This is a genomic window from Streptomyces sp. NPDC048254 (genome assembly GCF_043201895.1).
GTDB lineage: Bacteria > Actinomycetota > Actinomycetes > Streptomycetales > Streptomycetaceae > Streptomyces.
In genome coordinates this window covers 225,886-250,168 of record NZ_JBICZJ010000017.1, presented here as the reverse complement: position 1 = coordinate 250,168, position 24,283 = coordinate 225,886, and the positions used below count along the sequence as shown (strand labels likewise).

The 24,283-nt window shown below is 71.6% G+C and carries 20 protein-coding genes; 9 read left to right on the top strand and 11 right to left on the bottom strand.

The window, feature by feature from the left end; genetic code table 11:
* The first annotated feature begins 22 nt into the window (after positions 1-22).
* The 5 genes from ACGFZQ_RS38195 to ACGFZQ_RS38175 all read left to right on the top strand — a co-directional run bounded on the left by ACGFZQ_RS38195 (position 23) and on the right by ACGFZQ_RS38175 (position 5,013).
* A complete protein-coding gene (locus tag ACGFZQ_RS38195) occupies positions 23-229 on the top strand; it encodes a hypothetical protein (protein WP_382536869.1) in 207 nt (68 codons plus the stop codon).
* A 10-nt stretch (positions 230-239) separates the two neighbouring features.
* The gene (locus ACGFZQ_RS38190) at positions 240-860 is read left to right on the top strand and encodes a nucleoside deaminase (RefSeq protein ID WP_393844250.1); all 621 of its coding nucleotides are present in this window, start codon (positions 240-242) and stop codon (positions 858-860) included.
* Positions 861-873: 13 nt separating this feature from the next.
* Positions 874-2,277 carry a Si-specific NAD(P)(+) transhydrogenase gene (gene sthA / locus ACGFZQ_RS38185; RefSeq protein ID WP_393844249.1) on the top strand — a complete coding sequence of 468 codons (1,404 nt, stop codon included), beginning with the start codon at positions 874-876 and terminating at the stop codon, positions 2,275-2,277.
* 291 nt (positions 2,278-2,568) lie between these two features.
* A complete protein-coding gene (locus ACGFZQ_RS38180; protein ID WP_393844248.1) occupies positions 2,569-4,041 on the top strand; it encodes an APC family permease in 1,473 nt (490 codons plus the stop codon).
* A 12-nt stretch (positions 4,042-4,053) separates the two neighbouring features.
* Entirely contained in the window at positions 4,054-5,013 is a 960-nt protein-coding gene (locus ACGFZQ_RS38175) for a hypothetical protein (protein ID WP_351745007.1), read from the top strand.
* Between the two features lie 10 nt (positions 5,014-5,023).
* On the opposite strand, the gene ACGFZQ_RS38170 is transcribed toward ACGFZQ_RS38175, so the two are convergent.
* The 3 genes from ACGFZQ_RS38170 to efeU all read right to left on the bottom strand — a co-directional run bounded on the left by ACGFZQ_RS38170 (position 5,024) and on the right by efeU (position 9,862).
* The gene (locus ACGFZQ_RS38170; RefSeq protein WP_393844247.1) at positions 5,024-6,184 is read right to left on the bottom strand and encodes a HoxN/HupN/NixA family nickel/cobalt transporter; all 1,161 of its coding nucleotides are present in this window, start codon (positions 6,182-6,184) and stop codon (positions 5,024-5,026) included.
* A 139-nt stretch (positions 6,185-6,323) separates the two neighbouring features.
* A complete protein-coding gene (gene efeB, locus ACGFZQ_RS38165) occupies positions 6,324-7,595 on the bottom strand; it encodes an iron uptake transporter deferrochelatase/peroxidase subunit (protein ID WP_393844246.1) in 1,272 nt (423 codons plus the stop codon).
* Positions 7,596-7,642: 47 nt separating this feature from the next.
* Positions 7,643-9,862, bottom strand: coding sequence for an iron uptake transporter permease EfeU (gene efeU, locus ACGFZQ_RS38160; RefSeq protein ID WP_393844245.1), 2,220 nt, complete (start codon positions 9,860-9,862; stop codon positions 7,643-7,645).
* A gap of 240 nt (positions 9,863-10,102) precedes the next feature.
* Between efeU and ACGFZQ_RS38155 the strand changes: the two genes are divergently transcribed.
* A complete protein-coding gene (locus tag ACGFZQ_RS38155) occupies positions 10,103-10,804 on the top strand; it encodes a phosphatase PAP2 family protein (protein ID WP_393844261.1) in 702 nt (233 codons plus the stop codon).
* Between the two features lie 46 nt (positions 10,805-10,850).
* Here ACGFZQ_RS38155 and ACGFZQ_RS38150 read toward each other — a convergent pair whose 3' ends face one another.
* The gene (locus ACGFZQ_RS38150) at positions 10,851-11,798 is read right to left on the bottom strand and encodes a lysylphosphatidylglycerol synthase domain-containing protein (protein WP_351744996.1); all 948 of its coding nucleotides are present in this window, start codon (positions 11,796-11,798) and stop codon (positions 10,851-10,853) included.
* A gap of 147 nt (positions 11,799-11,945) precedes the next feature.
* Here ACGFZQ_RS38150 and ACGFZQ_RS38145 point away from each other — a divergent pair, with 147 nt between their 5' ends.
* Both ACGFZQ_RS38145 and ACGFZQ_RS38140 read left to right on the top strand, forming a co-directional pair.
* Positions 11,946-12,329, top strand: a complete 384-nt coding sequence (locus ACGFZQ_RS38145; protein ID WP_351323859.1) for a BlaI/MecI/CopY family transcriptional regulator — start codon at positions 11,946-11,948, stop codon at positions 12,327-12,329.
* The gene (locus tag ACGFZQ_RS38140) at positions 12,326-13,219 is read left to right on the top strand and encodes a M56 family metallopeptidase (protein WP_393844244.1); all 894 of its coding nucleotides are present in this window, start codon (positions 12,326-12,328) and stop codon (positions 13,217-13,219) included. The genes ACGFZQ_RS38145 and ACGFZQ_RS38140 overlap by 4 nt, the downstream gene beginning before the upstream one ends.
* A 132-nt stretch (positions 13,220-13,351) precedes the next feature.
* Here the strand turns inward: ACGFZQ_RS38140 and ACGFZQ_RS38135 are convergent, their stop codons facing one another.
* Together ACGFZQ_RS38135 and ACGFZQ_RS38130 are read right to left on the bottom strand one after the other, a co-directional pair.
* On the bottom strand, positions 13,352-15,697 hold the full coding sequence (locus tag ACGFZQ_RS38135) for a glycoside hydrolase family 65 protein (protein ID WP_393844243.1): 2,346 nt from the start codon (positions 15,695-15,697) through the stop codon (positions 13,352-13,354).
* A complete protein-coding gene (locus ACGFZQ_RS38130) occupies positions 15,694-16,428 on the bottom strand; it encodes a beta-phosphoglucomutase family hydrolase (protein ID WP_393844242.1) in 735 nt (244 codons plus the stop codon). The genes ACGFZQ_RS38135 and ACGFZQ_RS38130 overlap by 4 nt, the downstream gene beginning before the upstream one ends.
* Before the next feature lie 77 nt (positions 16,429-16,505).
* Between ACGFZQ_RS38130 and ACGFZQ_RS38125 the strand changes: the two genes are divergently transcribed.
* Positions 16,506-17,153, top strand: coding sequence for a nucleoside/nucleotide kinase family protein (locus tag ACGFZQ_RS38125; RefSeq protein ID WP_393844241.1), 648 nt, complete (start codon positions 16,506-16,508; stop codon positions 17,151-17,153).
* 98 nt (positions 17,154-17,251) lie between these two features.
* Here ACGFZQ_RS38125 and ACGFZQ_RS38120 read toward each other — a convergent pair whose 3' ends face one another.
* From ACGFZQ_RS38120 to ACGFZQ_RS38100, 5 genes are all read right to left on the bottom strand, one after another.
* Positions 17,252-19,069, bottom strand: a complete 1,818-nt coding sequence (locus ACGFZQ_RS38120) for a hypothetical protein (protein ID WP_393844240.1) — start codon at positions 19,067-19,069, stop codon at positions 17,252-17,254.
* Between the two features lie 15 nt (positions 19,070-19,084).
* Positions 19,085-20,839, bottom strand: coding sequence for a hypothetical protein (locus ACGFZQ_RS38115; RefSeq protein ID WP_393844239.1), 1,755 nt, complete (start codon positions 20,837-20,839; stop codon positions 19,085-19,087).
* A 2-nt stretch (positions 20,840-20,841) separates the two neighbouring features.
* The gene (locus ACGFZQ_RS38110; RefSeq protein WP_382536915.1) at positions 20,842-21,744 is read right to left on the bottom strand and encodes a carbohydrate ABC transporter permease; all 903 of its coding nucleotides are present in this window, start codon (positions 21,742-21,744) and stop codon (positions 20,842-20,844) included.
* Entirely contained in the window at positions 21,741-22,655 is a 915-nt protein-coding gene (locus ACGFZQ_RS38105) for a carbohydrate ABC transporter permease (RefSeq protein WP_393844238.1), read from the bottom strand. Before ACGFZQ_RS38105 ends, ACGFZQ_RS38110 begins: the two co-directional genes overlap by 4 nt.
* 123 nt (positions 22,656-22,778) lie before the next feature.
* Positions 22,779-24,101, bottom strand: a complete 1,323-nt coding sequence (locus ACGFZQ_RS38100; RefSeq protein WP_393844237.1) for an extracellular solute-binding protein — start codon at positions 24,099-24,101, stop codon at positions 22,779-22,781.
* Positions 24,102-24,283: the final 182 nt, after the last annotated feature.

Sequence of the window (24,283 nt, the reverse complement as noted above, 5' to 3'; positions counted from 1 at the left end):
CCCGCTCCGCGAAGGAGAGACCATGTCGACCACAGAACCCGAAGCGTCCCGGTCGTCCGACGACCGCGCCACCCCGGACTCCCTGCTGCACAGCGCCCCCGGCACCGGGGTGGCGCCCGAAGACCTGGTGATGGCGTCGGGCCGGGACGTCACCCCGGCCACGCTGGAATGGGCCAGGAAGAAGATGGAGCGCGAGGGGCCGAACTGCATCGAGAGGCTCCTGCCTTGAGGAGAGTCGATTGACGCTGGACAGGCGCCACCTCCTCGGACTGCTCGGGTCGGCGGGCGTGGTGTCGTCCGCTCCCGCCACGGCCGGGCCCACAGGCGTCGACCGCCAGGATCACGCGCGGTTCATGAGGGCCGCGGTCGACCAGGCGCGCCGGAACCCCCGCTACCCCTTCGGCGCGGTGCTCGTGGGCTCGGGCCGGGTCCTGGGACGGGGGTTGAACACCTCGGCCGAGAACCCGACGTACCACGGGGAGATGGTCGCCATGGCCGACTACGTGCGCCGGGTCGGCAACCACGGCTGGGCCGCGGCCACCCTGTACTCGACCGGGGAACCGTGTGCCATGTGCATGAGCGCCTGCGCCTGGGCGGGCGTGGGCCAGGTCGTCTGGGGCACCTCGATCGACGGGCTCGGCCGCACCGGCCAGGTCCTTCTACGCCCCCCGGCTGCTGGGAGGCGTCCTCGCCGGGACGACGGACGCGCTGTTCCGGCGGGCCCAGATCCTGCGCGGGAGCCGGCCGGCCGGGGCGCCGTGAGCCGGCCGTGCGGCGCGGGATGCGCAACGGCGCAGGTCCGTACCGGATTTCACGCGAAGGTTGCCCGTTCTCTCTTTCGAAGCGGGGGCGCCTGCTGACAGACTCCGCAAGGTGCCAGACTTCGACATGCTCGTCATCGGATCCGGACCCGGCGGCCAGAAGGCCGCCATCGCCGCGGCCAAGCTGGGCCGCCGGGTAGCCGTGGTCGACAGCCCCGAGATGGTCGGCGGTGTGTCCATCCACACCGGCACCATCCCCTCCAAGACCCTGCGCGAGGCGGTCCTCTATCTGACCGGTCTCACCCAGCGCGATCTCTACGGCCAGAGCTACCGGCTGAAGGAGGACATCACCGTCGCCGACCTGACCGCGCGCACCCAGCACGTGGTCAGCCGCGAGGTGGACGTCATCCGCAACCAGCTCTCCCGCAACCACGTCACCCTCTGCTCCGGCACCGGCCGCTTCGTCGATCCGCACACCGTCGCCCTGCGCGAACCGAGCGGCAACGAACGGCTGTTGACGGCGGAGCACATCGTCATCGCCACCGGCACCCGGCCGGCCCGCCCGGACAGCGTCGAGTTCGACGGCCGCACCATCATGGATTCGGACAACGTGCTGTCGCTGGAGCGGGTGCCGCGCTCCATGGTCATCGTGGGTGCCGGTGTGATCGGCATGGAGTACGCCTCGATGTTCGCCGCGCTCGGCAGCAAGGTCACCGTGGTCGAGAAGCGCGCGGCCATGCTCGACATGTGCGACGTCGAGGTCGTCGAGTCGCTCAAGTACCACCTCAGGGACCTGGCCGTCACCTTCCGGTTCGGCGAGACCGTCGCCGCCGTCGAGCGGCACCCCCGGGGCACCCTGACCGTGCTGGAGAGCGGCAAGAAGATACCGGCGGACACGGTGATGTACTCGGCGGGCCGGCAGGGCCTGACCGACGAACTCGACCTGGACAAGGCGGGTCTGTCCGCGGACCGGCGGGGCCGGATCAAGGTGGACGAGCACTTCCGCACCGAGGTGGGGCACATCTACGCCGTCGGCGATGTCATCGGATTCCCGGCGCTCGCCGCGACCTCGATGGAACAGGGCCGGGTCGCCGCGTACCACGCCTACGGGGAACCGGTCGGGCAGATGGACAACCTGCAGCCGATCGGGATCTACACCATCCCGGAGATCAGCTTCGTGGGCCGGACCGAGGACCAACTCACCGAGGACTGCGTGCCGTTCGAGGTCGGGGTGGCCCGCTACCGGGAGCTGGCCCGGGGCCAGATCATCGGCGACTCGCACGGGATGCTCAAGCTCCTGGTCTCCCCCGACGACCGGCGGCTGCTCGGTGTGCACTGCTTCGGTACCGGAGCGACAGAACTGATCCATATCGGTCAGTCGGTGATGGGCTGCGGCGGCACGGTCGACTACCTGGTGGATGCCGTCTTCAACTACCCGACGCTCGCGGAGTCGTACAAGGTCGCTGCCCTGGACGCCACCAACAAGCTGCGGCAGCTCGACCGGCTGGAGGACTGAGGGGCTCGGGGAACCGCTGCTTCCGGGGTGGGGGTTGGCCACCTCAAGTGGCATATGTGATTACCGGTCGGTCAGCTTGAAAGGTCAAAGGGTGCCGCTATAGTCACACCCACACACGCGGTGTGACCGTTCGCCAACTCTCGGCATGCGGCCTTCACCACCCCTTTGTCTCTTCCGACCGGCCCCCTGCCCGAGGCCATCCCTCACCGGCTGCGAGGCGGGTCGTGCACCCCCGTACCACCGCGGGCCTGCACTCCCGTGCGCCCTGCACGACCGGAAAGCAGCACAACCATGAGCAACAACAGGGGCAGAGGGCTGCAGGCCAACGCCCTCGGCACGTTCGACACCGTGGTCATGGCCGTCGCGGGCAGTGCACCGGCGTACTCGCTGGCCGCGACGACCGCGGTCCTGGTGGGGGCGGTGGGGCTGGCCAGTCCGGCCGCCCTGCTGTGGTGCGCGATACCGATGCTGGGCATCGCGCTGGCCTTCAGCTACCTGGGCCGCATCGATGTGAACGCGGGCGCGAGCTACTCCTGGGTGGGCCGCACCCTGCACCCCTTCCTCGGCTTCGTCAGCGGCTGGGCGCTGGTGGTGTCCGCGACCATCTTCATGGTGGCCGGTTCCCTGCCCGCCGGCTCGATGACGCTGTCCCTGTTCGACGCGGACCTCGCCGACAACGTGGCACTGTCGACGGTGGTCGGGGCCGCCTGGTTCCTGGTCATGCTGGCGGTGGTGCTCGGGGGCGCCCGGCTCACGGTCCGCGCCCAGCTGCTGATGTCCGGCATCGAGCTGGCGGTCCTGCTGCTGTTCGCGGTGCTCGCCCTCTTCCACACCGGCAACGCCCGCGCCTTCCAGTGGTCGTGGCTCGGCTTCAGCCACTTCGACGGCGTCTCCGGCTTCGCCTCGGGCGCGCTGATCGCCGCGTTCTACTACTGGGGCTGGGACGTCACCAGCAACCTCAGCGAGGAGACCCGCAACTCCCGCCGGACCACCGGGCTCGCGGGCCTCATCGGGGTGGGCATCGTCTTCGCCCTCTTCGAGGTGTTCACCATCGCCGTGAACGTCATCCTGTCCTCGGACCAGATCGCGGCGAACGACGCCAACGTGCTGGCCGTGCTGGGCGACGAGATCGCGCCGGGCTGGGGCGGCAAGCTGCTGATCGTCGCCGTGATGCTGTCCACCATCGCCACCCTGGAGACGACCCTCATCCAGGTCACCCGCTCGCTGTTCGCCATGGGCCGCGACCGCACGATGCCGGCCGCGCTGGGCAAGGTGCACCGCACCTGGAACACCCCGTACGTGGCGATCGGCGTGGTCGGCGCGGTGGCGCTGGTGATGTTCATCGCCTCCAACGCGCTGGGCTCGGTGGGCGAGATCCTCTCCGACGCCATCTCGGCGATCGGCCTCCAGATCGCCGTCTACTACGGTCTCGCGGGTCTCGCGGTGGTCGTCGCCTACCGCAAGATGCTCTTCAAGTCCGCGGGCAACTTCCTGCTCGGCGGGGTGTGGCCGCTGCTCGGCGCGGTGTTCATGTTCTGGATCTTCGTCGAGTCGCTGAGCGAGCTGAGCAGCGCGGCGATCGCGATCGGCGTCGGCGGTCTGGCCGTCGGCCTGATACCGATGCTCTGGTACTGGAAGCAGGGCAGCGACTACTACCGGCCTGCCAAGCTGGACGCCACCCACACGGTCGAGGCCGACTACGTGCCCGACGACCATGCCACCGCACAGGCCCAGGCTTACGAAGGCCTCCCCACGGATTTCTGAGGTACGAGCGCGATGGCGAGAGACCGCTTCGTCCCCGATTTCGACCCGGACTGCGGGGACACCGCCCTCACCTCGGCCCGGCAGGACATCGTCATCGGCCGCTGGCAGGGCCTGAGGGACCTGCTGCGGGCCACCGGCCCGGACTGGCTCGTCCGCGGGCACCGGGTGCGGCAGCTGGCGCAGGCCTGCGCGGGCAGTTCGACGGCGGAGTCCTGGCTGGCCGCGGAACCGCACGGCGCCGACGCGCTGGCGCTGCGGGCGGCGACCGAGACGGCCCGGGCGTTCACCCTGGCCATCTCGGCGGGCCGGGGTGCCCCGATCGACCGGTCCAGGATCGACGCCGCCGTACTGGCCTGCCTGGCGGCCACGGAGGCGTACCCGCAGGACCCCACCCCCTGGGTCTCCCTGATCTCGGTGGCACGGCTGTATCCGACCGGGGTGCGCCGACAGGAACTCGCCCGCTGGTGGGACGAGTTGCACCGGCGCGACCCGTACAACGTGGAGGGCCATCTCCAGGTGCTCCACTACTATTCAGCGCGCTGGCACGGCACGCACGGCCTGATGTACGACTTCGCCCGGGACGCCGCCGGAGTGGCCCCGCCCGGCTGCGCACTGCCGGTCCTGGTGCAGTACGCCCGGGTCGAGGAGTTCCGCTTCGCCCTGGACGAGGCGCAGGGACAGCAGACCTCGGTGGGGCACGGCCAGCACTGGAAGCACGACGGCGCGGTCAGCGACGTACGGCGCACCTGGGAGCGCTGGATCGCCCAGCGCGGCGAGGAACCCGTCGCCCCCGGCGAACTGCGTGACCTCAACTACCTGACGCACGCGGCCTGCCAGGCGGGGGTCACGGACATCGCCTCGGCCCTGCTGCGGATCCAGGGGCGGCGGGTGACCCGCACCCCGTGGTCGTACACCGGAGACGCGGAGAAGCAGATCGCCAAGTGGCGGGCGGACCTGAAGATCCGCGGCTGACGGCGGCGGGCTACGCCTCGGTCCGCTCGGCGGACCGGGCGAGGCCCGTCGTCCACTTCTCCTCGATGCGGCCCGCCTTCCAGATCAGCAGGGCGATCGCCCAGGTGGCGAAGAACAGGCCGACGATGACGAAGCCGACGGTGTTGAGGTCGAGGCCGGAGACCCAGTCCCAGAAGGCGCCGTGCAGGTCCAGCTTGTCGGCGAGGAGGCCGAGGAGTTCCACCGTGCCGATGATGAGGGCGACGGCGACGGACAGGCCGGTGATGGTGAGGTTGTAGTAGACCTTGCGGACCGGCTTGGAGAACGCCCACTCGTAGGCGAAGTTCATGAAGGAGCCGTCGATGGTGTCGAGCAGCGACATCCCGGCGGCGAACAGCACCGGCAGGGTCAGGATGGCGTACCAGGGCAGACCGGAGGCGGCGCCCGAGCCGGCCAGGACCAGCAGGGCGATCTCCGTGGCGGTGTCGAAGCCGAGGCCGAACAGCAGGCCCAGCGGGTACATCTGCCAGGGCTTGCTGATCGAGCCGGTGACCCGGCCGAGGAAGCGGTTCATGAAGCCGCGGTTGTTGAGCTGCGTCTCCAGGGCGGCCTCGTCGTAGGCGCCGGAGCGCATCTGCCGGAAGACCTTCCAGATGCCGGCCAGGATGACGAGGTTGATGCCGGCGATGAGGTAGAGGAAGGTGCCGGAGACCGTCGTACCGATGAGGCCGGTGACCTCGTGGAGGTGCGAGTCGTCGTTCTGGACCGGGCCGGCCAGGGTCTTCATGCCGAGCGAGAGCAGCAGGGCGAGGCCGAAGACGATGCTGGAGTGGCCGAGGGAGAACCAGAAGCCGACGGACAGCGGGCGCTGCCCCTCGCCCATCAGCTTGCGGGTGGTGTTGTCGATGGCCGCGATGTGGTCGGCGTCGAAGGCGTGCCGCATGCCCAGGGTGTACGCGGTGACGCCGATGCCTATGCCGAACGATTCGGTGCCGACGCTGAAGTGCTGCGGGGCGATGATCCCGACCAGCGTGCCCCAGCCGATGACGTGCAGGGCGAGCACGAAGGCGGCCATCCCGCCGACCCTGGTCCACTCCTGCCGTGTCATGGAGCCCCGGACACGGCGCCAGGCCGAACGCTTGGTCTCGGCCTGGGCGGGGAGGGACGGAGCGGAACCAGGGGCGGCCGTCATCGGGAGGTGCATCCTTCGGTCGAGCATGTTGAGCAGCTGCGGTCAGCAGTCTGGTGTCATCTTCCTGTACTTGCAAATCGTTCGCACTAAAGGCAGTGACAGGCCTTTCCCATGAGAAGGCAAAGGGAAGGCAAGGCGCTCAGGCGGCCAGCAGCCCGCTGCCCAGCCAGTCCTTGGCGTTCTTCACGCCGGGCAGGGCGAAGAAGTAGCCGCCGCCGGTCGGGGAGATGTAGTCGACGAGGGGCTCGTCGATCAGCCGGGTCTGGGTGGCCTCGAACTGGCGCCGGACGTCCTGCTGGTAGCAGCAGAAGACCAGGCCCATGTCGAGGTTGCCGACGCTGTCGACGCCCCGGTCGTAGTTGTAGCCGCGGCGCAGGATGCGGGAGCTGTCGGTCCTGGCGGTGCGCGGGTTGGCGAGCCGGATGTGGGCGTCCAGCGGGATGGCGTTGCCGTGCGGGTCCCTGGCGTAGTTCGGGACGTCGGTCTCCTTGGCGCCGTCCAGCGGGGCGCCGGTGTCCTTGCGGCGGCCGAACATCAGCTCCTGCTCGCTGAGCGAGACCCGGTCCCAGAACTCGACCAGCATCCGGATGATCCGGATCACCTGGTAGCTGCCGCCCGCCGTCCAGGCCGGCTCGCCCTGGCCGTCGCCGACCCAGATCAGCCGGCTGGTCTCGCGGGCCGAGTCGACGTCCGGGTTGGCGATGCCGTCCTTGAAACCGAGCAGGTTGCGCTGGGCGCCGGTGGGGCGCGGGGCGTTCTGGAAGCCGTCGATCCGCCACTTGATCTGCATGGCGCCGCGGGTGTGCTTGGCGATGTCGCGGAGCGCGTGCAGCACGGTGTCCTGGCTGTCGGCGCAGATCTGCAGCGAGAGGTCGCCGTGGCACTCGGCGGGCCTCAGGTTGTCGTTCGGGAAGGTCCGCATCGGGGTCAGCCGGGCCGGCCGGGCCTTCGCCAGGCCGTAGCGGTCGTCGAAGAGGGAGGCGCCGACGCCGACGGTGACGGTCAGTGCGCCGGAGGGGACCTCGGGGCCGAGGATGCCGTTGTCGGAGGGCGGCGCGCCGACACCGAGGTCGGCGGGGGTGCCGCCGGAGGTGAGGAAGCGGGCCCGCTCGGTGATCGTCCTCAGCAGGTCGGCGAGGTCCTGCCGGGTGTCGGCGATGACGTCGAGGGAGACGAAGGTGGCGGCGGCCGGGGCGGGGGTGAGGATGCCGGCCTGGTGGGTGCCGTGGAAGGGGACCTCGGCGGTGCCGCTCGCGTCGTTGGTCGCGGCCTCCGCGGTGCCGCCGGCCTGGCCGAGCGCGAAGCCGCCGCCGGCCAGGACCGCGCCCGCGGCGCCGGCGCCCAGCGCCGTACGCACGAAGGAACGGCGGCCCGCGCCCATCGGGCAGGACGGGGTCTCGGCAGCGGACATCGGAGGGTTCCCTTCGTCGTACGGGTGCTGGTGCGGTGCGGTGTTCATCAGGCGGACTTCCTGATCTCCAGGAGGTCCGGCACCGGGGCGAGGTCCTCGAGGAGCTGACCGGTGGCCCCGCTGATCCGCTGCCGGGTGACGGTGTCGAGCTGCTCCACCGGGGTCCAGGCCGCTCCCCGGTGCCCGGCGTCCAGGAGTTGCTGCAGGCGGGCGATGTCCGCGTCCACGGTGGGCAGCAGCTTGGGCGCGCGGGTGGTCAGCAGCGGCTTGAGTACGGTGAGCAGCTCGCGGGTGCCGGCCAGGTTGGCGTTCGCGGTGGCGAGGTTGGTGCCGCTGCCCTCGTCGGTGTCGGCGGTCAGCTCGAACTGGAGGGTGTTCTCCAGGATCTCGTGGGCGCGCAGCGGCAGGTCGCCCGGATCGAAGTCCTGGGCGGGGAACGCCTTCTGGAGCCCGGCCGCCGCGTCGGCGAGCGCCTGGGCCGGAGCCTTCAGCTGCCCGGCGGTCCGCGCGTGCCACAGCCCGTACTCGACCCGGTGGAACCCGGCGAAGTCCTTGTCGGCGACCCCGCCCGGGAGGCCGTCGGCTCGGCCGTTGATCTTCTTGTCGAAGTCCTCGAAGGTGCCGTAGGCGGCGCCGAGGGAGGCGTAGGTGAGGTGAGCGGTCAGCCAGTCGGTGCGGGCCCGGGCGAGGTGGTTGCCCGCGATGTCCGCGTCGAGCGTGCGGGTCTGGGCGACGAGGGTGGCCAGCCCCTGCTCGACGTACGCCTTGTAGGCCTTCAGGGGTGCCGCGAGGTCCTGCTCGGAGACCGGTACGACCGCCTGGGCGCCGCTTCCGCCGCCGGTGACGGTGACCGACGCGGAGGTGACGGGCCTGCCGCCGGAGGGGACACAGCGCCAGGCGTAGGTGCCGCCGGTGACGGTGGCGACCAGGGCGCGGGTGGTGCCGGGGGCGAGGCCCTCGACCTCGCCGTAGACCGCGTTGCTGCTCGGGTCGATCAAGTACACCTCGGCGGTCTTGCTGCCGGTGTTGCGCATCTGGAAGGTCTGCCGGCCCGGCTCGGGCGCGGTGAAGCCCTTGCCGCACTCGGTCTCGGAGACGGCGACGGTCTCACCGCCCGTGGACTTGGGCCGGGCGAAGGCGACGACGAGTCCGGCGACCACGGCCGGGACGGCGATCACGGCGACGGGGATCACCCAGCCGGGCCGGCGCCGCGGCGCCCTCACGGGCTGCGGCCCGGGGTGGCCGGCACCGGAGGCCGGCTGGGCCTGCGGCTGCGGCCCACCGACCACGGCCCGCGGCTCCGAGCCCCCCGCGGCGGGAGCCCGCCCGCCCTGCGGCGCCGGCTCTTCGGAAGCCGACTGCGGCTCGGGGGTGTCGGCGACCGCTTCCGCCCCTGCCCCTGCCCCTGCCCCTGCCCCTGCCCCTGCCGCCTCGCCGACGGCCCGCTTCGGCGCGCCAGTGCGCACTCCGCGTACGAACAGGGTCATCACGACCGCGAGATAGCCCACATACCCGATCGCCTGGAGCCAGGTCATGGCCGGGGTGATGTTGAGGACGCCCTGGAGGAGCGTGCTGTACCAGGAGCCGGCGTCGATGCTGCCGCTCAGGTCGAAGGCGTAGGCCGTCCGGCCCGGGAAGACCCCGCCTTCCTGGAGGTCCCGCAGCCCGTAGCCGAGGACACCGGCCGCGATCACGATGAGGACGGCGCCGGTGCGGGTGAAGAACCTCGTCAGGTTGATCTTCAGGACGCGGCGGTACAGGCCCCAGCACAGGGCCGCCGCCAGGACCAGGCCGATCCCGGCGCCGGTGAGGGGGCCCGCGGACTCACCGGCCGCCTGGGCGGTGGTCCACAGGAACAGCGCGGTCTCCAGGCCCTCGCGGCCGACGGCGAGGAACGAGGTGACGACCAGCACGCCCGAGCCCATGGCCAGGGCGCCGGTCACCTTCTCCTTGATCTCGCCGGAGAGGCTGCGGGCCGAGCGGCGCATCCAGAAGACCATCGCGGTGACGAAGGCGACCGCGATCACGCTGAGGGTCCCGCCGAAGGCCTCCTGCGCGGTCGCGGAGAGGGAGGCGGCGGTGAAGGTGAGGACCGCGCCGAAGCTCATCGCCAGCGCGATCGCGGCGAGGACACCCGTCCAGACCTGTGGCAGCCGGTTCCTGGCGCCGGCCCGCACCAGGGTGGCGACGAGGATCGAGACGATCAGGCCGGCCTCGAGGCCCTCCCTCAGTCCGATCAGGAAACTCGGAAACGCGTCGTCCCACATCCGCCGCAGCCCTCCCCGGCAGGCCCGTCCCCGCCCCTTGGCTCGAACTTAGTGAAGGCATGCCTTACTTCCGTCGACCATGATGACTACACCCATGTAGTCGGTCGGTCATGAACCGGCAATGGTGCGGCAAAAGTCGCGAGCGCGTCCGGACTCGCACACACGGGAACACAGGCCGGCCGACGATCGTCTACAGTCCAGTAGACCGACACCGTGCAGGAAAGGGCCGCCACCGGGGTCATGAACCACAAGAGGACCGCGGAGTACGCGGCGAGCATCGGCCTCGGCGCCTGGGCGGCGTTCGCCGTGCTGGCCCTGGTCGTGGCCGGCCGCCACGGCGCCCCGCTCGCCGTGGACCGCGCCCTGCTGGCCTGGTCCCTCGGTCACCGCCCGGCCGTGGCGGTGGCCGTGGCCCGGGGACTCACCGCGACCGGCACCGGGGTCGTGCCGTACGCCCTGGCCGTGGCGGCCGGGCTGCTCGCGGGCCGCACCCCGCGGCGGCGACTGGCCGCCGCGCTCCTCTGCGTGACCTGCCTCGCCCTCGGCCAGGCGGCCCGGTTCGGCGTGCTGGAGCTGATCGCCCGAGCGCGGCCGCCGCAGGCCGACTGGCAGACGCGCGCTTCCGGCTGGTCGTTCCCGTCCGGCCACAGCACGACGTCCGCACTGGCCGCCGGGCTGCTGGTCCTCGCGCTGTGGATACGGGCCCCGCGCGGCCGTACGGCGTGGTGCGTGGCCGTCACCTGCTGGGGGCTCGCCGTCGGGGTCACCCGGGTGTTCCTCGGCGTGCACTGGTGCACGGACGTGGTCGGCGGCTGGCTGTTCGCGGTCGGCTGGCTCGCGGCCTGCTGGTGCGTGGCCGCCCGTTGGATGCCGGATCCGGGGGCCCCGGACGACGTGTCGGAGAGTCCGGTGACGGAGACCGGCGGGGAGAACGGCGGTTGAGGCCGGGGCCCGTGCCACCGGACCCCGCCCGGCGCGGGCCGCCCGGTCACAGCGCCCGGCGCCGGACCAGCAGCCCGAGCACGAGCAGGCCGGGCAGCAGCGGCAGCCACACGGTCAGCAGCCGGTAGCCCAGCACGGCGGAGGCGGCCGCGGCGGCCGGGGTTCCGGAGGCGGTCAGGGCGAGGGCGAGGGCCGCGTCGAGCGAGCCGAGGCCGCCCGGGGTGGGCAGCAGCGCGGCGGCGCCGCTGGCGGCGAGGTAGAGCAGCGCCACCCGGGCCGGGGACAGCGGGAGTTCGACCGCCCGGGCCACGGCGATCAGGACCAGGGCGTGCAGCCCGGCGAAGGCGAGGGAGCCGCCCCACAGCGCGGCCGCACGGACGGGGCGGGCGTGCAGGGCCCGGATGTCGGCGGCCACGGCGGTCAGCGCACCCCGGCAGCGGGCCCACACCCGGGCCCGGATCAGGACGACGAGCAGGACGGCCGCGGCGGTCACGGCGAGGAGCGCGGCGGCGGAGAGGTGCGGGATCCGCAGCAGCCCCGGGCAGGCGGGGGCGAGGACGGCGATCAGGGCCAGGCGGACCACGGCACCGGCGGCCGCCTTGACCGCAAGGGCCGACGCACCACGGCCGGCCGGGAGTCCGCAGCGCATCAGGAAACGCAGGTTCACCGCGCCCGCGCCGAGCCCGGCGGGCAGCAGATGGTTGGCGGCCGAGGCGGCGAACTGCGTGGCGACCAGGCGCCCGCCCGGCAGCCGGCGGGCGACCGCGCCCTGCTGGGCGAGGGCCGAGGACGCCCAGGTGCCGACCGCCGCCAGGGCCGCCACGAGCAGCCAGCCCTGGTCGGCGACGGCGAGCCGGAGCGCCCCGTGCTCGACGGTCGGCCAGTGCCGGCGGAGCAGCCAGCCCGCACCGGTCAGCAGGGCGAGGCAGAGTCCGGTCTGCCAGTAGACGCCGCGGCGGCCCGTGACGGGCGTGGCGTTCACGTTCGGGACCATGGCGGCACCCACCCCTGTTCCCCTGTCAGCTCGCAGGACCGTTCTTGGGCTCAGGGACAAACACTGACAAACTAACCGTAATTACCGGCGTAGGCCGCGCAGGTACGTCCATACGAACAGCGGCACTACGCGCTGTAAGGTTGTGCCATGGCTGGCACAGGGTCCCGCGGCAGGGCGGAGCGGCGCAGCGCCGGAGAGCTGGAGAGCGAAGTGCTGGCAGCCCTGTGGGCGACCGAACGCCCGTTGACCCCGGCCGAGATCCAGTCCGAGATCGGCGGCGGACTGGCCTACAACACGGTCCACACCATCCTCAAACGGCTGTACGACAAAGGGCTGGTGCTGCGGGACGCCGACGGGCGGCGCGGTGCCTACCGGCCGGCGAAGAACGCGGCCGAACTGACCGCCGAGGCCATGCACGAGGCCCTGGACCGGGGGCCCGACCCGATCGCCGCCCTCCAGCAGTTCGTGTCCGGGCTGAGCGCGGAGGAGGAGCGGGCGCTGCGCAATCTGTTCGCCGGGGGCGGCGCATGAGGTTCGACGTCTACACCCCGCTGCTGGTCTCCCTGCTGCTGCCGTCGGTCAGTCCGCTGATCGGCCGCCGGGTGGCCCCCGCTCTGGCAGCGCGCGTGCTGACCTCCGCCGCCGTGCTGACCGCCGCCGCGACCACCTGGTCCCTGGTACTGCTGACGACCGCGCTGCTGGGCGACGCGCCGCCGGTGATCCGGGAGGCCCGCGAGGACGGCCGCCCGCTGACCGACCCGGTGCCCGAGGTGATCGGCGTCGCCGCCTGCCTCACGCTGGCCGTGGTGGTGTGGCGGGTGCAGCGGGCGGTGCGCGCCGAGCGCCGGACCCGGCGGGCGCTGCGCCGGCTGTGCGAGGGGCATCCGGGGGACACCGAGCTGGTGGTGGCCGCCAGCAAGGTGCCGCAGGCGTTCGCGATCCCGGGCCGGCCGGGCCGGATCCTGGTCACCTCGGCGATGCTGAGCGCGCTGGCACCGGCGGAGCGGCGGGTGCTGCTGGCCCATGAGCGGGCCCATCTGACGCACCGGCACGGCCGCATGGTGACCGCGATGACCCTCGCGGCGGCCGCCAACCCGTTGCTCCGGCCGGTCCGTGCGGCCGTGACCTTCCTGGTGGAGCGGTGGGCGGACGAGCAGGCGGCGACCGAGGTCGGGGACCGGGTGACCACGGCCCGCGCTCTGGCCCGCGCCGCCCTCAGCGCGGGCCGAGCCCGCCCGTCCTGCGCCCTCAACTTCACGGACCGCGCGGTCACCCGCCGGGTCGCGGCGCTGCAGATGACTCCGCCCCCGTCCCTCTGGCCGGCCGCCGCGGGCGTTCTCTCGCTGGGTGCGGTGGCGGCTCTGTTCGCAGCGGACGCGACGGGCGACCTGGTGGGGCTCCTTTTCAACGCGCTCACGTGAAACGCCCCGTTTTTTAGGGGCGCGGGGAACTGCGCGACAAGCCACGACGGTGCCGCGGACGGCCGTGACGGAGTGCCGGTCGACGGGGGCTGATCGCGCAGTTCCCCGCGCCCCTTGCGGGGCGCCTACAGGTCACGCCGGTCGGGTCGGTGCCCGGTGGGGCGGTTGCTGCGGGGTCGGTCCGGGGCGGACCGGTGGCACCGCCCGTACCGCGGGGCTGTCCGTGCCGACCGTCACCGGCTCCCCGTGGTGGTGGACGGTGAGCGGTGGGCCGTCGAGGAGCGTGTAGGTCGCCTTGTCGGCGCCGATCTCCACGCGCAGTCTGCTGCCGCGCAGTTGCAGGTTGAAGGCGAGCCGGCGCAGTCGCTCCGGCAGCCGGGGCGCGAACCGGGCCCCGTCGTCGTAGTGGCGCATGCCGCCGAAGCCTGCCACCAGCGCCATCCAGGTGCCGGCCAGGGAGGCGATGTGCAGGCCGTCGCGGGTGTTGTGCTCCAGGTCGTCGAGGTCCATCAGCGCGGCCTCGGCGGTGTAGGCGTGGGCCAGCGTCAGATGCCCGGCCTGGGCGGCGACGACGGCCTGGCAGCAGGCGGACAGGGAGGAGTCGCGCACGGTCAGCGGCTCGTAGTAGGCGAAGTTGCGGGCGATGTGCTCCTCGTCGAAGTACGGCCCGCAGGTGTACATCGCCAGCACCAGGTCGGCCTGTTTGACGACCTGTTTGCGGTAGAGGTCGAAGTAGGGGAAGTTCAGCAGCAGCGGGTACTGCTCGGGGCTGGTGCCGGCGAAGTCCCACCGCTGGTAGCGGGTGAACCCGGCGTGCTGTTCGTGGACGCCGAGTTCGTGGTTGTAGGGGACGTGCACGGAGTCGGCGGCGTCCCGCCAGGCGGCGCTCTCCTCCGCGTCCACACCGAGCCGCGCCGCCTGCCGGGGGTGGCGTTCGACGGCGTCGGCGGCGGCCAGCAGGTTCGCCCGGGCCATCAGGTTGGTGTACGTGTTGTCGTCGGCGACCGCGCTGTACTCGTCGGGGCCGGTGACGCCGTCGATGTGGAAGGCGCCGCGGCTGTCGTGGTGGCCGAGCGAGCGCCACAGCCGGGCGGTCTCCACGAGCAGTTCGACACCGGTGTCCCGTTCGAAGTCCGTGTCGCCGGTGGCGGCGACATAGCGGACCACCGCGTCGGCGACGTCGGCGTTGACGTGGAAGGCCGCGGTGCCGGCCGGCCAGTAGGCCGAGCCCTCCGAGCCGGCGATGGTCCGCCAGGGGAACGCGGCGCCGTCCAGGCCGAGTTGGGTGGCGCGTTCGCGGGCGGCGGGCAGGGTGTTGTAGCGCCAGCGCAGCGCCTCGGCGACGGCGCCGGGGGCGGTGTGGGTGAGGACGGGCAGCACGAACATCTCGGTGTCCCAGAAGGCGTGCCCGTCGTATCCGGAGCCGGTCAGCCCCTTGGCGGGTATCGCGCGCTGCTCGGCGCGGGCGCCGGCCTGGAGCACGTGGAAGAGGGCGAAGCGGACGGCCTGCTGGACCTCCTCGTCGCCGTCCACCTCCACGTCGGCGCGGGACCAGTAGTCGTCCAGGTAACCGCGCTGTTCGTCGGCGAGCCCCTGCCAGCCCTCGTGCACGGCGGCCGCCAGGGCCGCGTCCACCTGGTCGGCCATGGCGGGCAGCGAGCGCACCCCGGACCAGCCGTGGGCGACGAACTTCTCCACCCGCAGCCGCTCCCCCGGCTCCAGCACGGAGGTGACGGTCAGCCGGGCCACGTCGGTGTCGCTCTCGGCCTGCGTCGTGGTCCGCCCGGGGCCGGCGACCGTGTGGTCGGCGGCGACCGCGACCCGCAGGCCGCTGCGCCGGGTGCGGTGCACCAGGCGCAGCCGGCGCCCGGAGGCGAAGTCGTCCTCCTGCTCCAGCGGTGACTCCAGCGCCATCGCGGCGCGCGGGTCGCCGTTCGCGCCGGGCAGCTGCTCGTTGGCGACCAGCTCGGACTGGATCACGATCCGGCAGCGCCGGTCGACGGCCTCCACCTCGTAGGCGACGGCGGCCACCGCCCGCTGGGTCAGCGACACCAGCCGGGTCGAGCGCACCCGGACCGTGGACCCGGCGGGCGAGGTCCACTCGCAGGTCCGCTCCAGCACGCCCCGGCGCAGGTCCAGGACCCGCTCATGGGTGACCAGCCGGCCGTAGCGCAGGTCGAAGGGCTCGTCGTCGACGAGCAGCCGCAGGATCTTGCCGTTGGTGATGTTGATGACGGTCTGTCCGGACTCCGGATAGCCGTAGCCGGCCTCGGCGTACGGCAGCGGGTGCACCTCGTGCACACCGTTGAGGTAGCTGCCGGGCAGGCCGTGCGGCTCGCCCTCGTCGAGGTTGCCGCGCCAGCCGACGTGCCCGTTGGACAGCGCGAACACCGACTCGCTCTGCGCGAGCACGTCGAGGTTGAGGTCGGTCTCGCGGACCGCCCAGGGCTCCACGGCGTACGACCGGTGGGTGATCACTCCTTGCCTCCCAGCTCGGCGAGGTCCTTCACGACGGTGTCCGCGCCGTGTGCGTACAGGGCGTCCGTCTGCCCGACGCGGTCCACGCCGACGACGTACCCGAATCGGCCGGCCCGACCCGCGTCCATGCCGGCGAGGGCGTCCTCGAAGACGGCGGCACGGGCGGGCTCGACACCGAGGTCGTGGGCGGCTGCCAGGAAGGTGTCCGGGTGCGGCTTGCCCGGCAGTTGACGCTCGGCGGCCACCACCCCGTCGATGCGGACGTCGAAGAAGTGCTCGGCGCCGATCGAGCGCAGCACGTCACGGCAGTTGGCGCTGGAGGAGACGATCGCGGTACGCAGCCCCTGCGCGCGGACCGCCTCCAGGTAGCGCAGGGTGCCGTCGTAGGCCTCGACGCCGTCGGTGCGGATCTTCTCCAGGAGCAGTTCGTTCTTGCGGTTGCCGAGGCCGTGCACGGTGGCGGCGTCCGGCGGGTCGTCCGGGGTGCCCTCGGGCAGGTGGATGCCGCGGGAGTCGAGGAAGGCGCGGACCCCGTCGGCGCGTGGGCGTCCGTCGACGTACTCGTCGTAGTCGGCGACCTTGTCGAAGGGCCGCTGGCCGTCGTAGCCGCGCAGGAAGGCGTCGAAGGTCTCCTTCCAGGCCGCCGCGTGCACGACGGCCGTCTTGGTGACGACGCCGTCGAGATCGAAGAGACAGGCCTGGATGGTGTCGGGCAGACCGAGTGCTGTCATGTCCGGCATCTTCCCCACCGGACGGCTTCCAGGGGGTGGTACACACCACATCCCGGGCCCGGTGTCACACTTTTTGCGTGCCGCTGACTTTCGACGACCTCCTCGACCGGGCCCGTTCACTCGTCGGACGCGGGCCGCGCGCGATCCTGGGCATCGCGGGCAGCCCCGGCGCCGGCAAGTCCACGCTCGCCGAGCATCTGGTGCGCGAGTTGAACGGCGCCGGCGAGCCGTGGGTGGCGCAGGTGCCCATGGACGGCTTCCATCTGGCCGACGTCGAACTGGACCGGCTGGGCCTGCGGGACCGCAAGGGCGCGCCCGCGACCTTCGACGCGGCCGGGTACGCGGCGCTGCTGCGGCGGCTGCGCGAGGACACCGGTGAGGTCGTGTACGCGCCGGGCTTCGAGCGGGTCCTAGAACAGCCGCTGGCGGGCGCGATCCCGGTCCCGCCGACGGCCCGGCTGGTGGTGACGGAAGGCAACTACCTGCTGTTGACGGAGGGCCCCTGGGCACGGGTGCGGCCGGCCCTGGACGAGGTGTGGTTCTGCGAGACCGACGAGGCCGAGCGGATACGGCGGCTGGTCGCCCGGCACGAGGAGTTCGGCAAGGGGCACGAGCAGGCGGTGGCCTGGGTGGCGGGCACCGACCAGCGCAACGCCGACCTGGTCGCGGTCACCCGGGACCGGGCGGACCTGGTGGTCCCGGAGGCCGCGCTGCCCGCGCCGTAGCGCCCCGAAGGGGCGCTGGGGGTACCCCCGGCCGAAGGCTGGGGGAGGAACTGTGCGACCAGCCACGACGGCGCAGCACGGCACTTGCCGCGCAGCGCTCAGCAGCCGGTGAGGGCGAGACCGGGATCGCCGTGGGCGTCCGCGGTCTCGATGACGGCGGTGAACGCCTCGGTGTGCACGGTCAGATCGCCCTCGAACGACGGCGTGAACGCTCCGCCGGGCCCGTACCGCACGGCGAACACGTGCAGGTGCGGTGGTGTGTCCGGCGCCGGTTCGGCCTCGTACGCCGTGGAGGCGACCAGGTGGCGCCAGCCCTCGTCCGGGTTGCCGTAGCCGCGCGGGTCGGCGGCGAGGGCGAACGCGGCCTGCTCCTGGGTGAGTTCGGCGCGGGCGTCGAAGTGGTCGGCGCCCTGCTGTGCGGGATGGGTGAGGCGCAGCGCGCCCGCGGCGGCGATCTCGCCCTCGGCGACCCGGCGCACCCGGTCGCCGTCGTCCGCCGCGTACGGCAGCCCGGCCAGCAGGTACGGCGTGCCGTCGAGGCGCTCCACGGCGACCGTCACCCACAGGCGGGTGCCGTCCGTGACGTACAGGGAGCGCAGGTGGCGCAGCACGTGGTCGCGGCCCACGACCGGCTTGCTGACCAGCTTGGCGGTCAGGCCGTCGGCGTGCAGGTCGCGGACCCGGACCTCGCCCATCGGCCGGCAGTACAGGAAGCCGTCCAGGACCGGGCCGAAGCCGTGCTGCCGGTTCACCGCCGCCGGGAGGTGGTAGGTGCCGGCCGCCTCGATCAGTGCCGGGGTCATCCGGTGGTCGAAGGCCACCGAGACGGTGCCCGCGCGGAGCTGGTGGCGGGCCGGGACGGTCGCGGGGGTGCGCTGCCAGGGGGTGGTGTCCTGGGTCTGCCAGACCAGCATCCAGGCGAAGTGCCCGTCGACTCCGCCGTCCGCCTTGACCGCGTGCCGGCCCCAGTTGGTGTCGCCCCGGTAGCGGCCGAGGTCGGAGCCGATCCGGGCGCCGAAGTAGCGCAGTCCCAGGACGGACTCGAAGCCGGAGTGCTGTTCGCTGTAGCGGGGGCCGCCGTTGTCGAAGCCGCCGCCCGGCAGGCGGGCGTCGAGGTAGCGGGCGAGCGCGTCGCCGTCCTCCGCGAACATCGGCTCGCCGCTGATCCGGTGGGCCTGGGCGAGGAAGGACAGGGAGATCGGGCCGTAGTTGTTGTCGTAGGCGCCGCCGTGCTCGGGGGGCAGGAGGGCGCCCCGGTCCAGGACGCGGTGGGCGCGGATCTCGTCGGCGTACAGGGCCAGCGCCCGCCCGCGGACCTGCTCGCCTTCCCCGGCGGGAAGGTGGCGGGCGAGCATCAGTCCGCCGACCACGCAGCCGATCGCCTGGTTGCCGGCCTCCTGCGGGTTGAAGAAGGTGGCCTCGGTGAGCCAGCGCCAGTAGCCACGGCTCACCTCGGCCAGCTCCGCGCGCTGTTCGTCGTCGACCAGGTTCTCCGCTAGGTCGAGGACATTGACGGCCTGGAGCAGCGCCCACACCGTGCTGGGCCAGTCCCCGATCGGGTGCGCGCCCGGCGCCAGGACGTAACGGGCGTACGGGAGGCCGGAGTCGCGGACCGTCAGGTTCGGGTAGCCGGGGTTGTCCTCGGTGTAGACGCGCTCGCGCAGATGGAAGGCGAGGCTGCGGTGCACGGCCTCCGGCAGCCGCGGGTCCTTGGTGCGCTGCCAGGCGAGGGCCAGCAGCGAGGTGACGCCGAGGGAGGTGTCGCCGATGTCGTCGTCGGCGTCGGGGTGTTCGAGGTTGCCCTCGGGCGTGAGGCGGGCCAGGGCCTGCTCCACGACGTCGGCGAGGACCGCGTCGTACGCCTCGGGGGTGGACGGCAGGTCGTGCAGCGGGCCGAGCTGGCGGGGCAGGTGCATGGGTGGATCAGCCCTTCATGCCGGAGGTGGCCATGACGTGGTGTGTCGGGGTCGGACGACAGGTTGGGGACGGCGGGCGCGGAGTGCGACGGTCAGTGTCTGAGGGCCGTGTCCACCGATGTAGACGCGGTTCCCGGTGGTCGCGTCGGTGCCGCCCACCACGGTGTAGTCCTGACCCGGGTCGTACCGCAGTACCTCGCTCCGGTCCGGCCCTGCAAGGGGTTCGCCTGCCTCGACGTCGGCCTCGACCCGGATCTCGTCGTCACCGACCCGGTAGGTCATCGGCCCGGTCGTCAGGCACCAGTGTCCGTCGCCGATCGGTACGGCGCCCTCTGGCACGCCGCCCGGCCGGAAGGTCAGTTCGAGGGCCCAGGGCACCCGTGGTCCGCTGATGTCGATCCGCAGGTCGACACCGTCCTCCCGCAGCTCCGCTTCGACGCGGGTCGTCTGGGAGACCTCGTCCCGGGGCCGGTCCGGGAAGGCCATCGCGGCCGAGAAGCGTCCCTCGTCCGCCATGCGGTAGGCGCCGTCGTCCCGTTGCCGGTCCGGTGGGAGCGGCTGGTAGTAGGCGGCCGTGAGGGTTTCGGTGAGCCGGTACCGGTGGTCGGCGAGCTGTCGCATGTCGGCGGCGCGGAACGGGCCCAGGTCGAAGAATCCGCGGGAGAGGCGGACCGCGTCGAGGACGGCGTCGCCGGCGAACAGGCGCAGGAAGGTGGGATTGCAGGCGAGGCCCGATCGGATGCGCCGGTGCTGGGGCACGTCCGAGCCGCCGTACAGGACGCTGTGCGCGGTGGCGGAGGCACGTGCGGCGAGGCGCGCCGTGGTGATGTACCGGTCGCGGGGAAGGGGTTCCGGCGCCGGTGCCGGCAGCACACGGCACAGGTCGGGGGTGAGGAGGGTCTCGGCGAGCAGGTGGGGGTCGTCGACACCGCCGGCCGCCGCCCATCTCGCCGCCCGGCTGAAGTCGCCCCGGCCGGTACGGATCGCGAGCAGCCGGTAGTGCGGCAGGTAGGGCGCCAGTGGGAACGGGCGGTTCTGGTCCTGCCGTCGCGAGTGGACGGTCTCCACCGTGGCGTCCGGTCTGATGAGGTCCAGGGTCGCGGTGAGGTTGCGTTCGACGGCGTCCCGCAGGTCGGTGCGGCCGAGGACGTCGGCCAGGAGCAGCAGCGACGGGTTGGACACGTGGGCCGCGTAGTTGGCGCTCCGCTCCGAGTACAGGCCCTCCGCGTCGATGTCGACGCCCTCGGCGAGCCATGCGTCGACACGGTCGAGCAGTCGGTTGTCCGGGAACGACCGGTGCAGCCGGGCCAGTGCCGCGCACAGCTCCCAGCGGTGGTTCGGGGTGTGCACCCCACCGGCCAGGAGGGCGCCGGAGGCGGCGCCGGCGATCTCGGCGAGCGCGGCCGTGACGTCGCGCAGTTCCGGCCCCGCGCCCGCGGCGAGGGCGTGCGCGTCGCACACGTCGTTGACGGTGAACGCGGAGTCCGGCGGTGACTGCACGTTGTCGCCGCCGGCGAAGAAGCCCGTGGCGGTCTGCGCGGCCCGGAGGGCGCCGAGGTGGGTCATCGCGGCGGCGACGGCCCGCCCGCTGCCGTGCAGTGCCGAGTCCGGGGAACGGTACGCCGCGACCAGGGTCTTCACCCGGCGGGCCAGAACGCGGTGGGTCACACCGACGAGCTCCTCGTCGGGGCCGGCCGCCAGCGGGGCGGCCAGCCGGTCGGCGGCGCCGGCCACCGCGCGGACGAACTCGTGGTCGAGCGGGGTGGACACGGTCAGTCCTTCAGTCCGGCGTTGATGTCGGCGCCCATGACGTAGCGCTGGAAGACCAGGAAGATGGCGATCAGCGGGATCATGGAGATGACCGATGCGCCGAGCAGGACCGACCAGTTGATGTTCTGTGCGCCGACGATGCTCTGGATGCCGATCTGCACGGTGAACTTGTTGGGGTCGTTCAGCATCAGCAGCGGCCAGATGTAGTCGTTCCACCGCCACTGGAAGGACAGGATGGCGAGGGTCAGCATGATGGGCCGGGAGAGCGGCACCATGATCCGCAGGAAGATCGACAGTTCGCGGGCGCCGTCGATGCGCGCGGCTTCCACGAGTTCGTCGGGGACCGTGATGAAGAACTGGCGGAACATGAAGCAGCCGGTCGCGGTGAGCACGGCCGGGAGGATGATGCCGGCGAAGGAGTTGTAGAGGCCGAGGTTGCGGACCACCAGGAACTCCGGGGCGAGCATGACCTCGCCGGGCAGCATCGTGGTGGCCAGGATGCAGATGAAGAACGCCTTGAGCCATTTGTTGTCGTACTTGGCCAGCGCGTATCCGGTGCAGCAGCTGACGCCCACCGTGAGGATCGTCGTGACCACGCACACGATGGTCGTGTTGATGAAGTACTGGGAGAAGTTGGCACTGCGCCACGCCTGGGAGTAACCCGACAGGGTGGGGTGGTGCGGAATCAGCGTCAGCGGATAGGAGAACAGGTCCCCGGCCGGCTTGAGGGAGCTGAGGATGAACCACAGCACCGGCAGCCCGTAGAGGCACGCCATGATCCACAGCAGTGTCGTCGCGGGTACCGCCCGCCGGAATCCGCCGCTGCTCGCGCCGCGCGGCCGCTTCTTGGAGACGGGCCGTCCGGGGTCGGCGTCGACCGGGCGTGGCATGTCTGTGGTTGTCATCGGTTCTCCACCCGCCGGTTGACGATCAGCTGGATGATCGCGACGGCCATCAGGATGAGCATGAGCACGAACGACGCGGCGCTCGCGTAGCCGATCTGGCCTCGTTGGAAGCCGGTCTGATAGATGTACTGGACAAGCAGGTTGTTCGACGTTCCGGGTCCGCCGTTGTTGAGGGAGACGAACACCGGGTATTCCTTCATCGCGTTGATCGTGTTGAGCAGGATCACGATGAACGAGGTGGGCGCGATGCTCGGCAGCGTGATGCTGATGAACTGGCGCCAGGGGCCGGCGCCGTCGAGCGAGGCCGCCTCGTAGTAGGACACCGGCACGTTCTTGATCGCCGCGATGAACAGCAGCATCGAGAAGCCCGTCCAGGCCCAGGATGCCGCGAAGACCACGACCAGCAGCGACAGGTCCGCGTTCGACTGCCACGGAACGGCGGACCCGCCGAACTTCTCGATGACGTAGTTGACCAGTCCGAAGTTCTCGCCGAACAGCCACCGCCACAGGACACCCACGACGATGGGCGACAGCAGCCACGGGATGAAGAAGATGACGCGGGCGACGGACGCGCCCTTGGCGTGCTTGCTCACCAGCAGGTTGGCGGCGAGCAGTGAGAGCGCGAAGTTCAGCGGAACGAAGAGGACGGCGTACAGCAGCGTCCGGGTCAGCGCGTCGTAGAAGGCGGAGTCCCCGAACAGGTTGTGGTAGTTGTCCAGTCCGACGAACTGGAACGCCCCCACGCCCGTGTAGTTCGTGAAGGAGTAGACGAGCCCGATCACCGCCGGCCACATGAAGAACAGTGCGAAGAGCACGACATTGGCCGCGATGAGGACGAGCGGCGCGAGGGTGTAGGTGCTGCGTCGTCGCCTGGGCGGGCTCACGGACACGTCCGCGGCGCTTTTTGTCATCTTCCTGACTTCCGTGCTGGTGGATGGATTGCTGTGGGCTCACACCGTGAGCCCGGCATCACATGGCGCCCAGGGCCGGGCGGCGGTGTGCGACCCCCGCCGCCCGGGCCCTTGGACCTACGATCAGCCGCCGACCGCCGTGTTGTAGCCGTCCACGATGTTCTGCAGGGCCTTGTCGACCGACTGCTGGCCGTTGATCGCCTTGCCGAGCTCCGTCTTGGTCGGGTCGGTGGCGAGGCTCTTGCCCTTCAGCACCCAGTTCGTCTGCGCGCCGTTGAAGTAGCCCGAGATCGGGGCGTACAGCGGGATCTCCTCGTTGTACAGCTTGAACGCCGCCTGCGCCGCCTCGGAGGTGAAGGGGTACTTCGGGTTCAGACCGCTCTCGACCGGGAGGAACCCGGAGGTCTCGACCAGCGTGGTGTACTGCTTCGGCTCGTAGACCCAGGACAGGAACTTCTGCGCGGCGGTGGCCGCGGCGCCGTTGTTGTTGAAGCCCACCATCATGCCGCCGCTGTTGACGTCACTGGCCTGCACCGGCTGGGCGGGGGTCGGGACGCTCGCCCAGTCGAACTTCTTGATGCTGTCCGCGAAGGAGGCGACCTGCCACACGCCGGACCAGTAGGCGACCACGTCACCGCTCTGGAACATGGCCGACGGGTCGGCGCCGCTGGTCCACACCGACTTCGGCATGGTCTTGTCGTCGTTGAGTCCGACGAAGTACTTCACGGCCTTCTTGGTCGCGGCGTCCACCGAGAACTTGCCGGAGGAGTCCGCGTGGACGTACTGACCGCCCATCTCGTACACCATGGCGCGCAGCCGGGACGGCGACTGGTCGAACGTGAGGGAGTACTTGGCGCCGGTCTTCTCCCGGACCTTGTTCGCCGCCGCGATGAACTCCGTCCAGGTCCAGGTCTTCTCGGGCGAGGTCGGGACGGCGACGCCGGCCTTCTTGAACAGTGTCTTGTTGATGAACAGGCCGGACGCGGTGACGTCCGAGGGGATGGCCAGCACCTTCCCGGACGAGTCCTTGGCGAGGAAGTTGGCGTTGATGTTGTTCGTCTTGTTGTTGGCGATGGAGCTGAGGTCGATCAGCTTGTTCGACCAGATCGGGTCCAGCGCCGGGACGTCCGCCACGTCGGGCAGCGAGTTCGCCTGCGCGGCGTTGTGCAGCTTCGTCGGGTACCCGTCGTAGGGGATGTTGACGAGCTTGACGTTGACGCCGCTTTCCTTCTTGTACTGCGCCACCAGCTTCTTCCAGCCCGCGTCCTGCCCCGGAACAGTGGAGATCCAGAACGTCAGCGACTTGGAGGTTCCGCCCGAGCCGGATCCCGACCCGCAGGCGGAGAGCAGCAGGACTCCTGCCGTGGCCACGGCAGCGAGAGGAACCAGGCGGCGCATGCCGCCGCGGCCGAGTCGGCGAGAGCGCCGCACACCCACAGTGGTCATCTTCGATCCCATTTCGTCGTACGGACGGAGCACGGCGCCGACTGAGGCGGCACGGGTGCATTTTGAAGGAAAAGTCGCTTTCCGGGGGGCGCGGCCTCGCCCGGCCGCATCGTCCACGCGGGGCGAGATCCCCGGCCGTCCTGGCCATCACCGCACGGGCACGCCCTCGTGCGGTTGCCGTA